This window comes from Limnoraphis robusta BA-68 BA1 (assembly GCF_034932365.1).
Lineage (GTDB): Bacteria > Cyanobacteriota > Cyanobacteriia > Cyanobacteriales > Microcoleaceae > Capilliphycus > Capilliphycus robustus.
Map to the genome: position 1 here is coordinate 59,227 of NZ_JAYGHR010000010.1, position 13,026 is coordinate 72,252.

Below are 13,026 nucleotides of genomic sequence, written 5' to 3' on the forward strand. Positions count from 1 at the left end.
TTCAGAAAACAGATCTCTATCAGAAAGAACGGATGGGCGTCAGTGCGAACACAGTAGAATTCTAGTCTTTCTCGGATAGAGTCAATCCGTTTTTCCGCTAAAAATCTGTTTCTTCTGAAGATGCTTGCAAATTTAGCACAGAAGGGGACAGGCTTACTAAAGAGGGACTCCAATCAGTAAGGATGCTGTCGCCGGACTCTTCGCTATTAACAGAAAGACGATTGATTCATTGCTTGTCCCCTGACGTAGATAGAATTCCCCCCAAACAGATGCAGGCTTATTTTGCCAAAATCTCAGCCGGAGTGCGGGGAATGTCAGAGGGAGGCGAGTCAACAGAAGCAGGTTCGCTGGGCAAATCTTTGACAGTGGGTAATGTCGGCCCGCCGGCAGTCCACCAGAAAACACAAGCCGGAATGACACCCAAGGCAATACTCAGACTTACCGGGAACAAGAACCGTGCATCTAGAGAAAAAACCGTGATTGCCGCTCCGAAAACGAAGTTTGTCAAATAGACGATTAAAGGTAAAGTCAATTGAGGGCGAGATAAGACAATCGGGACTCGTCGCCACAAAATAGCGCCAACACTCATAAACACAGCCGCCGTTCCCATCCATCCGATGAGGTTGCGGTAGGGCATTCCAAAAAATTCACCAACTTCTTGGAACTCCCAGAATTTTACAGGAGCTTGACTCATTGCCGGATCGAGAACTAAATCCCAAGCCGTTAACAAAATAGCGCTCATTGCTAAAGCCGCCCAGTGACGGAACCAACTTGAACCGACAACCACTTTGAAACCTGTTCGGGCTAATAGATAACAAGTTAGCCCCATGTAAAACCAAGACAGGGGAATGGTAAACGGAACTAAGCCGCCAATCTTATAGCCTAAACCACTGAGGTATTGATAGTGACCAAAGGGAAATCCGGTACTGGTTCCTAACAGTTCACTGCCCAAGGATAAGAACACCGCAGGTATCATGAATGTAGCAGTTGCCCACAATCCTAGAGTTCGGTAAGCGTATAACGCAACGGCGATCGCACCAAAAACGATATAAGCAACTCCGCCACCTGCCATACTCCACCCGAAAACCGTCTGGCCAAAGGCGGGTAAGTTAGCAATGATTTGGGGATTAGGTAGAACAATTAACAGTCCGGCCAAGCCAAACAGGGTTGAGATTACATGGATAGTTAGAAAAAATCGTTCAGCAATTATAAGTTGCTTCATGGAACTCCTCAAGAAAATGTAAAATTCAAATGACGCTCTTTATTAGTTTACAAATCTTTAACAAAATTAAATGAAAGTTGTGATTACTTCTGAGTGATCCCCATAAGCAATCACTAGACCCAAGTTGAACCCATGATCTTGATTTGCCTTGATTTGAATCCCTTTTCCTGATCGGTTTTTTAGGGGTTGGCGGCAAATTAAATAAAATTTAATAATAACTCCCTAGATTCGCTTAAACAAAAGTTATGCAATGGAGAGCAATGATTCGACAAAGTTGCCAACTTATGATATTGATCTGGATTTGAGAGCGAGGTATCCGAATCCACTAAAATAAGTGGAGTTTAATTGGGCAAGAGGAGAGTCATGGCAAGTTTACTGATCGCAATCGTCACACTACTGGCAATCATCGCTATCGGCGGGTTATTAGCGATGGAGATTCGATATCGTCGTTTGCCTGGAAATGACCTAGAACTAACGTCTGGTCAGTGGGATCTCGCCCTCACTCAACCCAATCATTACCTGCTCGTCGGTCAAATGGAGTTCCGCAACCGCACTCGGGGCTTTGAAATCATGGTACCGGAAGTAGAAGCCCAGGTGCAACTCCTGAGTGAAGCCAGTTTAGACAAAATTGAATTAAACACTCGTATTATTCCGATCCATCCCGATGCGCCTGCAAGAGCCGATAACTATTGGTTTGCCTATATTGTCAAGCGCAAACCCACTCAAATCAAAGTTTCTATCGAAATTCAGGGAGAAAACCTCGAACCGCTACAGTCCGCTTGGGTACAAATTCACTACATCACCTATGGCCCAGACGGACGCATTCCCAAAACCCGCCATGTGATCATCCCCTTACAATACCCCGATCCCCAAACTCCCACAACCCCCCGCAAAACGCCGGAATCCGAAGTTTACCCAATTCGCACCCATCTACTCACCCACCTCGATGATCCCGTTGAGATCGTTAAACGATACGTCTTACCTCATGCTCAACCTGGAGATGCGATTACAATAGGAGAAACCCCCCTGGCTTTGATTCAAGGAAGATTTCGCCATCCAAGCGATATTCAACCGGGATGGGTTGCCAAGCGCGTTTGTCAGTTCTTCCTACCGACTTCCAGTTTAGCCACGGCTTGCGGGATGCAAAGTTTAGTGGATATTGTCGGCCCAGCACGAGTTCTATTTGCCTTTATTGTCGGAGCAGTCGCGAAAGTCTTAGGTCAACCCGGAATGTTCTATCAACTGGCCGGAGAACAAGCCCGTCTGATTGATGATGTCACCGGAACCTTACCTCCCTATGATCAATTTATCGTTTTTGGCCCGGAAAATTCCCAGCAAGTTGTTGAACGCATTCAACAAGAAACAGGTTTAGGGGCAGCGATTGTAGACGTCAACGATCTCAAAGCCGTTAAAATATTAGCAAAGACTTCCGATCTTTCCACTCACTTTCTAGAACAAGCCTTAAGAAGTAACCCGGCTGGCAATGCTGATGAGCGAACACCATTGGTTCTGATCCGTCCTCTGTCTCCTTCTGATCGGTGTTAATTTGAGTCATTCCATCGTCAGGGGCGAGTTCAGTTTGATAGAGGGAAGATGCGTCAGTTCACGAAAAGCGTGATCAGTATAAAGACTATAGAAAAAAAAGATGACTTTATCCCTATCCCCAAATTCAAATCAAGTGACTATCCGGCCCTTTCAGTATCGTGACCTGGATCAAATCGAACGGTTGTGCCAGCAAGCTTTATCGGATGTTGCCGTCAATCCTGAAACAGACAGTTCAAGTTTAGCAGCCTACGACATTCAAAAGCTTCGTCGTTGGTACGGATTCCTAAAATTCTTAAGTTGGTTTCCCAACCCCTGTCAACACCTGTTTAATATTCTCGTTGCAGAACAAGAGGATCAAGTTCGGGGCGTGATCAAAGTCTCGCCGTTTAACCTGACCCGTAGTACCTGGCGAGTCGAACAAGTGGCGGTTGATCCCGTTAGTGACCTCAATAGCATTGGCTCTCAACTGCTCCGTCATTGCTTTGAAAGTATTTGGGAAGCCCGCAATTGGTTAGTGGAAGTCAACGTTAATGATAAGGCAAATATTGCCCTCTATCGCCAAAACGGATTTCAACGTCTGGCTCAAATTACCTATTGGTCTGTTGAAGCCGAACTCCTCCAACAACTTGCTGTTACCCAACCGGATCTTCCCAACCTACTCCCGGTGAGTAATGCGGATGCTCAACTGCTTTATCAGTTAGATACAGCATCGATGCACCCCTTTGTGCGACAGGTGTTTGATCGTCACATCACCGATTTTAAATCCAGTGTTTTGGGAGCGCTGATGGATGGATTGAAACAATGGCTCAATCATACCGAACACATTAGCGGTTATGTCTTTGAACCGCAACGTAAAGCCGCCATTGGTTATTTCCAAGTTCAACTCTCACGGGATGGACGTCAACCCCATTTTGCCGAGTTAACTGTTAATCCGTCCTACACTTGGCTTTATCCCGAACTGCTGGCTCAAATTGCCCATCTGACTCACGAATTTCCCCCCCAATCCTTGCGACTCAGCTCGGCGGACTATTTACCCGAACGGGAAGCCTATTTTGAAAAAATGGGCGTGACTCGCATCGAACACAGCCTGTTGATGTCTCGGTCGGTTTGGCATAAAGTTCGAGAATCTAAGCTCTCCTTAGAAGGTTTACAACTGTCGGATGTGCTGCAAAGCTTGCAACCTTCTCGTAAACCAGTACCGAGTCGGATCTCTTGGTTAGGGCCAATGAATCATCCCTCCCCCTCGGATCGCAATTCTAACGTTTCAGACACTCTCAGTGGACAATCCAATGCCATCTCTGAACAGTCTGAGTTCGACAGTCCAAACAAACCCACCGAACAACAGTCTGATTATTAGTCCAAAGGATAGATTATGAGTGAAAACTCCTCACCTCAATTCGTTTCCGCCCTGGGGCTAGATGTGGGTCAGAAGCGGATTGGGGTTGCAGGTTGTGATGGTTTGGGATTGATGGCAACGGGTTTAATGACCCTTAAACGCAGTACCTTTGATCAAGATGTCGCCCAACTGCGAAAATTAGTCCAAGAAAGACGAGTCCAAGTTCTAGTCGTTGGTTTACCCTATTCGATGAATGGAACTATAGGGATGCAAGCGCGAAAAGTTCAAAGATATGCAACCGGACTATCGCAAAGCCTGGAGTTACCCCTAGAGTATATTGATGAACGTCTGACCTCCTTCCAAGCTGAACAAATGCTCAGAGATGCCAATATTTCGCCATCTCGCAATAAAGCACTGATTGATCGCAAAGCTGCGGCTATCATTTTGCAACAATGGTTAGACCAACGGCTCAGACAGAACCCGTAAATGCCGAGTGAGTTGCGAGCGTGTAGCTCTGGACTTGCACAACTGATTTGTAGAGCAGTAACTTAGTAGACGATTTATGGTACAAAACGGTACTATCTGTAAGATCAGATAATAGATCTATGCAACGAGCCTATCATACCAAGTTAAAACTGAACAACAAACAGAAGACTTTAATGGCGACCCACGCCGGATATTCTAGGTGGGTTTGGAATTGGGCGTTAGCGATGTGGAATGAAGCTTACAAACAGGGTTTAAAACCTTCTGCGAATAAGCTAAAAAAGTTCTACACCAATCACGTCAAACCTCAATATTCCTGGCAGTCAACGCTAAGTTCTAGAGTTTATCAATTTGCCTTCATGCACTTGGGAGAAGGATTTAGCCGATTTTTTCAAGGCATTGCTGAACATCCTAAATTCAAGAAAAAAGGCAGAAACGATAGCTTTACGATTGATAACTGTGGCAAGGTAATGAGGTTTTCGGGGAAGAGATTGAAGCTTCCTTTCATTGGATGGGTTAACACTTACGAAGCCCTTCCTGAAATTCAAACCAAACGAGTCACAATAAGCCGTAAAGCTGATTCTTGGTATCTGTCTGTCGCTTACGAATTTGAGCCAGAACAGACTGTTAAATCAAGAGTTTATCTGGGTGTTGATGTAGGGGTTAAGGTCTTAGCGACCTGTTCAGATGGTACTGTTTTTGCCAATCCAGCAGCCCACAAAAAAGCTCAAAAAAATCTGGCTCGACTTCAGCGCGAACTTTCTAGAAAACAGAAGGGTTCCAATAACAGGAATAAAGCCAAACTCAAATTAGCGAAAGCTTATCAGCGAGTCACAAACATCCGAAAAGATGCAATTCATAAACTTACCTCATGGCTATGCAAAAATCACGCAGTCATCGGGTTAGAAGACTTGAATGTTTCTGGGATGTTAAAAAATCATAAGTTAGCGGGTGCTATTGCTGATTCTGCTTTTTATGAAATTCGTCGCCAAGTTGAGTATAAGTCGGAGTGGTACGGTTCAAGAGTAGTGTTTGCTGATAGATTCTATCCGTCAACTAAAACCTGTTCAAATTGCGGTCATGTTCAAGAAATGCCACTGAAAGAACGAGTTTTTAACTGTAATAATTGCGGTGTAAGCGTTGACCGTGATTTGAATGCCAGCCTGAATTTAGAAGGTTATGCCGAGGGCTTCTTGGTGAAATGCCTGTCTGACCGGGTGCTGCTGACAGTCCGGGGTGATGCAGGAAATAAACGTTAACACGGTTTATACCGCGTTATATCAGTTTTATAAAGCAGGGGTCTGTTGAGTATAAGCTGCCTTAAGCATGATATTCTGATCGTGCAGTGGATCGATATTCGACCCATTGAAAACACCCATTCACCCAGACCTGGGGTACTATTTTAGTCTAGCCTACATGATGTTTTCATCTCAATCCCCCCAAGAGAATGGACGCTCTGGAGAAGATGTCGTCACACTCACTGATGATCAAGGGCGAACACTCGACTGCATCATTCAGTCAACTGTACAACTCGAAGGTCAGGAATATGTCTTGCTGGTTCCAGTGGATGCTCCTGTAGAAATTTTGAGTTGGCTCAGTGACGACGAAAGCGATGAGGGTGCAACTCCGATTGAATCTGAAGCCGAACTTGATAAAATTTTTCCCATTGCTCAAGTTGTTCTACAAGAGCAGAATCTAACGCTCAAACGGACTGCTGTCACCCTCACCGTCGCCGGGGAATTACCAGAGGTTGATGAAGAAGAAGATCTCGAAGACGATGCAGACGAGTCAGAAGACGTTGATTATGAGGAAATGATGTGGCTGACCAGCTTCTATTGTGAAGAACAGGAATACGGCATCTATACGCCTGTTGAACCCTTTTTCATCTTGGCTCGTCAAAACGATCAAGGTCAACCTCAATTACTCTCGGCTGAAGAACTTCGAGAAATTGAGCCACTGCTACCGTTAATCGAAGATCAGCTCTTTGACGATCTCGATTAAACTTTATCCCACTCCGGGTAACAAACCACAGACAACTGACAACGGACAAAATTACATCAGATATGGGACGGATATCAAAGATTGTTTTCTACCTGGTGATCCTACCAACGACATGGATTTTTTTAGGTTGGCAGGGTTGGTCATGGTGGAGCTGGGTGAGTTCTGCACCGATGGAGGCTGACTCCATTGATGAATCAACAGAAAACAGTACCGCCGTTCAAATTACGATTCCACCGGGAACTTCCAGCCAGCAAATAGGGCGGGACTTGGAAGCGGCGGGCTTGATTCGTTCCTCCAACGCTTGGCGGTTGTGGGCGCGTTGGCTCGTTTTTAGCGATCCAGAGGGCGAGTTTAAAGCGGGTACTTATCAATTATCTCCGACTCAACCCTTGAGTGAGGTAGCCGAAAAAGTCTGGAAAGGTGAGGTGATGCAGTTAAGCTTCACCATTCCAGAAGGCTGGTCAATTAAACAAATGGCAGAATATTTTGAGGATCAAGGCTATTTTTCGGCTCAGGCTTTTATGGATGCAGCCCAGGAGATTCCTTATGCAGATTATCCCTGGCTTCCTCAAAATTTACCGCTCCTCGAAGGCTTTTTGTATCCCGATACCTATCAACTGCTAGCTGATCAGATCACCCCCGAGGGGATTATCCGCCAAATGCTTGACCGTTTTCAACAGGTGGCGTTACCCGTCTATCAAAAGGCTAAAAATCAAACCAATCTTTCTCTTAATGAATGGGTAGCGTTGGCGAGTATTGTTGAAAAAGAAGCGGTTGTTGCCAGTGAACGTCGGATTATTTCCGGTGTGTTTCACAATCGCCTCAAACAAGGAATTCAGTTAGCCGCAGATCCGACGGTTGAATATGCTTTAGGAATTCGCCAAACGGTTGATCAACCCCTGACGTTTAAACAAGTTGAAACGCCTTCCCCCTACAATACTTATATCAATACGGGTTTACCTCCGACTGCCATTGCCAGTCCGGGTGTCGCGAGTTTAGAAGCCACTCTCGATCCTGAACCGACAGAATATCTGTATTTTATGGCTCGCTATGATGGGACTCACATTTTTAGCCGCACGGAAGCTGAACATCAAGCTGCTATTGCAGAAGTCGAACGTCAACTCTCAAATCAGTAGTTCAGAGGTTAAAAGTCAGGAAACAGTTTTGTAGGGGCGGGTTCAACTTAGATGTCTGTCTCACCAACAATTTTAATCAACCTGAACTGTTTCCTGTTCTCGGATAACTGTAAATAACCGAGCAATTTTCAGCTATGATTGAAAAGCTAAAATTGACGAATGGTTATGACTTGGGGGAATCTGTTACAACCTGATTTGATTCTAGGTGATGCCGTCATCGGTTTAAAACCTGAGATCCTAGAGCAAAATCATCTCAGAGGGTTGGTGTTAGATGTCGATGAAACTTTGGTTCCGATCACCCGATCTCAAGTGTCTGAAGAACTCAAACAATGGGTAGAAAGCATTCGACCTCTGGCGACGATCTGGTTAGTCAGTAATAATATCAGCAACGCTCGGATTGGTACCATTGCTCAAACCCTGGATTTACCCTACATTAGTGGTGCAGGTAAACCTTCTCGGCGCAAGCTTAGACGGGCTGTAGATGCGATGAATTTACCGATGTCACAAATTGGGATGGTGGGCGATCGCTTATTTACTGATGTCTTAGCGGGAAATCGATTAGGAATGTTTACCATTTTAGTCGAACCTATGCTGGACTCGACTCCAGGAAGTACACTGTATTCGATGCGATCGCTGGAAGTCTGGCTCTCGAATATTTTAGGGGCTTCTTTCAAACCTGATTAGATTGACTGCTAGTCAGGGTGTTCAGTCTCTCTCAAATCTCAGAATAATATTCTCACAGTCTCGCAAAAATTGGCATCACTGAAGGGAAAAAAAGAGGATTTGTCCGTTCAATAGACTCTAGATCAAGAAAAGCCGGAAAACACTAAAACCTGATTTTCTGCCTTTGCCAACTCCTATGTCTCAAACAATTGTTATTAAAATTGGTACATCGAGTCTGACTCAAGTGGGAACGGGGCATTTAGCTTTATCCACCCTGGCAACTTTAGTCGAAACCTTGACTCATCTCCGTCAACAGGGAGAACAAGTGGTATTGGTGTCTTCCGGGGCAGTTGGGGTGGGTTGCGATCGCCTGGGACTGACTGAACGACCTCGAACTATTACCCTAAAACAAGCAGTGGCGGCGGTTGGTCAAGGTCGCCTGATGCGGGTTTATGATGACTTATTTACCTGTCTCAACCAACCGATCGCTCAAGTTCTCCTCACCCGTAGCGACTTGGTTCAACGCAGTGGCTATGTGAATGCTTACAACACCTTTCAACAACTGTTAAAATTAGGCGTAATTCCGATTGTCAATGAGAATGATACGGTTGCGGTTGATGAACTCAAATTTGGAGATAATGACACGCTTTCGGCGTTAGTGGCGAGTTTAGTCGAAGCAGATTGGCTATTTTTATTAACGGATGTGGATAAACTTTATTCAGCCGATCCTCGTGATGATCCTCATGCTCAACCGATTGATTTAGTCACTCATATCGAACAACTTCAAGACCTTCAAGTTCAAACCGGAGACTCCCGCAGTGGTTGGGGAACAGGCGGAATGATTACTAAAATTGAAGCGGCTCGTATTGCCACCAGTTCGGGAGTTCGTACCGTAATTACTGATGGAAAATTTCCAAAAAATTTGGCAAAAATTATCCAAGGTGAAAAAATAGGTACTCATTTTGCCGCCCAAACTCGACCTGTGAATGCTCGGAAACATTGGATTGCTAATGTGTTACTTCCCTTGGGAAAACTCTATCTAGATGAAGGGGCAGTTCGTGCGATTTGTCAACAAGGAAAGTCTTTATTGGCGGCGGGAATTACTCAGATAGAAGGGGCATTTCAGGCGCAAGATTCGGTGAGAGTTTGTAATTTAGAAGGCCGAGAAATTGCCAGGGGCTTAGTTAACTATAATAGCGCAGAATTGCAAAAAATAAAAGGATGTCGTTCCGAAAAAATTCCCGAAATTCTCGGATATGTAGGAGCGGAAACTGTGATTCATCGAGATAACTTAGTTCTTTAAAGTTCTCTCTCTCAAGTTGTGAAAATTGAGTTTTAATCGCTTTTAACTCATCCCGGTTAAATTGATTGATACAATCTCAAAAATCTATGTCAAAATATGAGGATATAGCGTTTATATTATTAAATCAAAAGTGCAAGCGAGACGCTAGCAGGAGGATATTCGGTTAATTGATTCACTTTATTTGTTAATGTCAACTTCCCCAAAAGGCTAATTTTTTTATGGCTGCTACCCTTGCTCTGATTGCTCACGATCGCAAAAAAGAAGAACTGGTTGAATTCATTTTAAAATATCAAGGCATTTTTTCTCGTTATCACTTGATAGCCACGGCAACAACGGGACAACGAATTCAACAAGGAACAAACCTGACGGTTGAACCCCTGTTGTCTGGGCCACAAGGAGGAGATCTTCAAATTGCAGCACAAGTGGCTGAAGGAAAAATATTAGCCGTTATTTTCCTGATTGATCCGCTTTTTTCCCAACCCCATGAACCCGATATTCAAGCGTTACAACGCATTTGTGCGGTTCATAATGTTCAACTGGCGATTAATATTGCTACGGCTGAAGCTATTGTTGAAAAACTCCGTCAGTCACGAATTGCTCATCTGATCTTTAACCCAGTTTCTGGAAGTGGAAATTCGACTCAAGAGTTAGCTTTAATTTGCAAATTACTTGAACCTCACCTGCACTTACAGGTTCATCAAACTACCCCAGAAGAAAGTGCAGAAGAACTGACTCAAAAAGCGATTGCAACTGAACCCGATATGATTATCGCCAGTGGTGGTGATGGTACAATTTCGGCGGTAGCGGGAGTGTTAATTGGCACACAAATCCCCTTGGGTGTGATTCCGAGAGGAACCGCAAATGCCTTTGCAGTCGCTTTAGGAATTCCCGTCGCCTTGACTCCGATTAGAAGTGCTTGTCAAGTGATTATTAATGGAAATACTCGGGTTGTTGATGCGGCTTACTGCAACCAAAAACCGATGATTTTACTCGCCGGAATTGGCTATGAAGCCGAAACGATTGACAAAGCGACTCGAGAAATGAAAGAACAATGGGGTGCGTTAGCCTATTTAATTGCGGGTTGGCAACAACTGAATGAGCAAGAATTGTTTTTAACAGAAATTGAAGTTAATAACGAGGTTTATCAAATGAATTCAGCCGCGATTACGATTGCGAATGCTGCACCCCCGACTTCGGTGTTAGCCCAGGGAAAAGGAGAAGTTGTTTTTGATGATCATCTCTTAGATGTTACGATTGCAACGGTTAATATCAATCCCCAACAACTGGTTAATAATCCCAAATTACGAGCGGTTGCCACGATGATTAATATGCTGGGTTCGGCTTTAGTTAAAACAAATCCCGATCATCCTGATATTTATCATTTTAGAACTCAACGAATCAAGGTGACTGCAAATCCGCCTCAAAAAGTGGTTGTTGATGGGGAAGTGATCGGTACAACTCCTGTGGAAATTGAATGTATTCCAGATGGGTTAATGGTGTTCGTGCCTGGAAATAATATTGGTTAACGGCGATTCAAATTCAACTGAATAGCTAGAATTTGACAGGCGATCGCACCACTGCAACATTCGATTCCAAGCCCACCAACGATCCGGATCTTCAGCTTGAAGTTGAGAAGATTTACTGCTAATATAACCCACATGACCGCCATATTGGGTTAATCTCAAATCAATCGCTGAATTTTCGCGGCTAGCGGCTTGCAAATCGGGGATAATCGTCGGGTCAAATAAAGGATCATCCGCAGCATAAAGGATTAACGTGGGTTTCTGCAATTGAGGCAACAAAGCCAGCGCACTACTGGCGTTATAGTAGTCTTCAACCGATGAAAAACCCAGTCGTTCGATCACCAGTTCGTGATCAAATCCCCAAATACTATTCGCTCGTTTAATCGCTTCAGGATCAATCGCTTCAGGATGCGCTGTATAGATGCGTCTGGCTAACTTTTTCAGTTCAGAGGCGATCGCTCTTTCTAGATATTTTCCCCAGGGATGTTGTACCAAATAGGACAGAGAACGGGTAGAATCAAGACTTGGACAAATCACCGCTCCCCCAGCAAAGTCGGACTCGCTGAACTCCAGGTCATTTCCCCAGTCTGAAACCGTTTGAGCCGCTTTCACGCCCCACAGCGCCAACTGTCCGCCCAGAGAATATCCCGTAAACCAAAACGGAGGCGGACAGCCTAAAGCTTTCGCATGGGCGGCGATGCGAACAAAATCTTCTCCCTCATACAGTCCATCTGAGGTTAGCGTCGGAGAAAGTTCTGCGGTTTTGCCATGCGCCCGCCAATCAAACAATACAACGCTGTAGCCTTGAGCGTAGGCTTTACGCCCCAACAGTCTGAGAAACCATTGATTATCTAAATCTCCGGTAATGCCGTAGGTTCCGACAATTGTACCGCGTGAATGTTCGGCAATGGCATATTTACCAAAAATCGGAACATTTTCCGCACCGATAAAAATTTGGTCTTGATAAGGAGGTTCTGGGTGAGGGGTTGTTTGTTCCCAAGTTTTCTTTGCTCTCAACGCCGCATAAACCGTCATGGTTAAGCCATTTTTCAGCAAAAAGGGAGGAGTATACACAAGTTGATCCATGATCGAGAGCAGAGAATAAGTGATTACCCTTAATTAGATTAACAATTTGTTGTTTTCAGGATCGGTTTGGCGTCCAGCTTTAATGATCGTATCCACAAGGCTATCAATTAACCGTTCGGAGTCCATCGGCATCAGTCGATGTCCGTGCAGCACTTTCTGAACGAGAACGAAGTGAACTAAACCCCCGACAAAAATACGGGCGGTGGCTTCAGGATCGTTAATTTCCAGTTCTGAACAATCTCTAAAATACTGGGTTAGAATCACCGTTGAAGGTTGAATCAATTCCTGCACAAAGACTTCTGCCAAATCGGGTCGTTTGCCGGACTCAGCGATAATTAAACGGGCAAAACAAAGCTGTCCATCCTCATCAGCATTTTGTAAAATTCTCTCAGCGAGATCTCGGAGAACGGTTTCGGGTTTACCTTTGAGGGGTTTTGACCAAACCAGGCGAAATTTCTCCGAAGCAATGCGCTTGACAAGGGCGGTAAACAAGCCATCTTTATCGGAAAAATGACTGTAAAGGGTTTGTTTGGAGACTCCGGCTGATTTTGCTATTCTATCCATACTGGTGCAAGCATAGCCATGTGCCAAAAATTCGGGTATGGCACCTTCAAGGATTTGTTCGGCTTTTTCTGCATATCCGGGACGCAAATATTCGGAATTAATTATTTTAGGCATTGTTATCAATACTCCTGTTGTGTTGTGTCTATTATCTTCCTGGCTCCCTG

General features: G+C 44.7%; 12 protein-coding genes. 9 read left to right on the forward strand and 3 right to left on the reverse strand.

Features of this window, described 5'->3' with window-relative positions; genetic code table 11:
• Nucleotides 1–277: 277 nt before the first annotated feature.
• Nucleotides 278–1,222, reverse strand: a complete 945-nt coding sequence (gene cruF, locus VB836_RS07045; protein WP_323218660.1) for a gamma-carotene 1'-hydroxylase CruF — start codon at nucleotides 1,220–1,222, stop codon at nucleotides 278–280.
• Between the two features lie 363 nt (nucleotides 1,223–1,585).
• Here cruF and VB836_RS07050 point away from each other — a divergent pair, with 363 nt between their 5' ends.
• The 9 genes from VB836_RS07050 (at nucleotide 1,586) to mgsA (ending at nucleotide 11,215) form a co-directional block, all read left to right on the forward strand.
• Nucleotides 1,586–2,767, forward strand: a complete 1,182-nt coding sequence (locus VB836_RS07050; RefSeq protein WP_323218661.1) for a F420-0:Gamma-glutamyl ligase — start codon at nucleotides 1,586–1,588, stop codon at nucleotides 2,765–2,767.
• Between the two features lie 100 nt (nucleotides 2,768–2,867).
• Nucleotides 2,868–4,124, forward strand: coding sequence for a GNAT family N-acetyltransferase (locus VB836_RS07055; protein WP_323218662.1), 1,257 nt, complete (start codon nucleotides 2,868–2,870; stop codon nucleotides 4,122–4,124).
• A 15-nt stretch (nucleotides 4,125–4,139) separates the two neighbouring features.
• The gene (ruvX, locus tag VB836_RS07060) at nucleotides 4,140–4,589 is read left to right on the forward strand and encodes a Holliday junction resolvase RuvX (protein WP_323218663.1); all 450 of its coding nucleotides are present in this window, start codon (nucleotides 4,140–4,142) and stop codon (nucleotides 4,587–4,589) included.
• A gap of 119 nt (nucleotides 4,590–4,708) precedes the next feature.
• Nucleotides 4,709–5,845, forward strand: a complete 1,137-nt coding sequence (locus VB836_RS07065; RefSeq protein WP_323218664.1) for an RNA-guided endonuclease InsQ/TnpB family protein — start codon at nucleotides 4,709–4,711, stop codon at nucleotides 5,843–5,845.
• Nucleotides 5,846–6,002: 157 nt separating this feature from the next.
• On the forward strand, nucleotides 6,003–6,587 hold the full coding sequence (locus VB836_RS07070) for a DUF3727 domain-containing protein (protein WP_407659588.1): 585 nt from the start codon (nucleotides 6,003–6,005) through the stop codon (nucleotides 6,585–6,587).
• Nucleotides 6,588–6,649: 62 nt separating this feature from the next.
• On the forward strand, nucleotides 6,650–7,723 hold the full coding sequence (gene mltG, locus VB836_RS07075) for an endolytic transglycosylase MltG (protein WP_046280029.1): 1,074 nt from the start codon (nucleotides 6,650–6,652) through the stop codon (nucleotides 7,721–7,723).
• A 165-nt stretch (nucleotides 7,724–7,888) separates the two neighbouring features.
• Nucleotides 7,889–8,407, forward strand: coding sequence for a YqeG family HAD IIIA-type phosphatase (locus VB836_RS07080; protein ID WP_046280034.1), 519 nt, complete (start codon nucleotides 7,889–7,891; stop codon nucleotides 8,405–8,407).
• A 175-nt stretch (nucleotides 8,408–8,582) separates the two neighbouring features.
• On the forward strand, nucleotides 8,583–9,689 hold the full coding sequence (gene proB, locus VB836_RS07085; protein ID WP_046280028.1) for a glutamate 5-kinase: 1,107 nt from the start codon (nucleotides 8,583–8,585) through the stop codon (nucleotides 9,687–9,689).
• Between the two features lie 218 nt (nucleotides 9,690–9,907).
• Nucleotides 9,908–11,215, forward strand: a complete 1,308-nt coding sequence (gene mgsA, locus VB836_RS07090) for a methylglyoxal synthase (protein WP_323218666.1) — start codon at nucleotides 9,908–9,910, stop codon at nucleotides 11,213–11,215.
• Here the strand turns inward: mgsA and VB836_RS07095 are convergent.
• Nucleotides 11,180–12,298 carry a YheT family hydrolase gene (locus VB836_RS07095; RefSeq protein WP_323218667.1) on the reverse strand — a complete coding sequence of 373 codons (1,119 nt, stop codon included), beginning with the start codon at nucleotides 12,296–12,298 and terminating at the stop codon, nucleotides 11,180–11,182. The two genes, mgsA and VB836_RS07095, sit on opposite strands and share 36 nt — an antisense overlap.
• Before the next feature lie 33 nt (nucleotides 12,299–12,331).
• Nucleotides 12,332–12,976, reverse strand: a complete 645-nt coding sequence (locus tag VB836_RS07100; RefSeq protein ID WP_323218668.1) for a TetR/AcrR family transcriptional regulator — start codon at nucleotides 12,974–12,976, stop codon at nucleotides 12,332–12,334.
• Nucleotides 12,977–13,026 lie beyond the last annotated feature (50 nt).

Coding starts and splice junctions, on each gene's coding strand:
- cruF (WP_323218660.1), bottom strand. CDS start 1,222: ATGAAGCAACTTATAATTGCTGAACGATTTTTTCTAACTATCCATGTA.
- mgsA (WP_323218666.1), top strand. CDS start 9,908: ATGGCTGCTACCCTTGCTCTGATTGCTCACGATCGCAAAAAAGAAGAA.
- mltG (WP_046280029.1), top strand. CDS start 6,650: ATGGGACGGATATCAAAGATTGTTTTCTACCTGGTGATCCTACCAACG.
- VB836_RS07100 (WP_323218668.1), bottom strand. CDS start 12,976: ATGCCTAAAATAATTAATTCCGAATATTTGCGTCCCGGATATGCAGAA.
- VB836_RS07050 (WP_323218661.1), top strand. CDS start 1,586: ATGGCAAGTTTACTGATCGCAATCGTCACACTACTGGCAATCATCGCT.
- VB836_RS07095 (WP_323218667.1), bottom strand. CDS start 12,298: ATGGATCAACTTGTGTATACTCCTCCCTTTTTGCTGAAAAATGGCTTA.
- VB836_RS07055 (WP_323218662.1), top strand. CDS start 2,868: ATGACTTTATCCCTATCCCCAAATTCAAATCAAGTGACTATCCGGCCC.
- VB836_RS07080 (WP_046280034.1), top strand. CDS start 7,889: ATGACTTGGGGGAATCTGTTACAACCTGATTTGATTCTAGGTGATGCC.
- VB836_RS07070 (WP_407659588.1), top strand. CDS start 6,003: ATGATGTTTTCATCTCAATCCCCCCAAGAGAATGGACGCTCTGGAGAA.
- ruvX (WP_323218663.1), top strand. CDS start 4,140: ATGAGTGAAAACTCCTCACCTCAATTCGTTTCCGCCCTGGGGCTAGAT.
- VB836_RS07065 (WP_323218664.1), top strand. CDS start 4,709: ATGCAACGAGCCTATCATACCAAGTTAAAACTGAACAACAAACAGAAG.
- proB (WP_046280028.1), top strand. CDS start 8,583: ATGTCTCAAACAATTGTTATTAAAATTGGTACATCGAGTCTGACTCAA.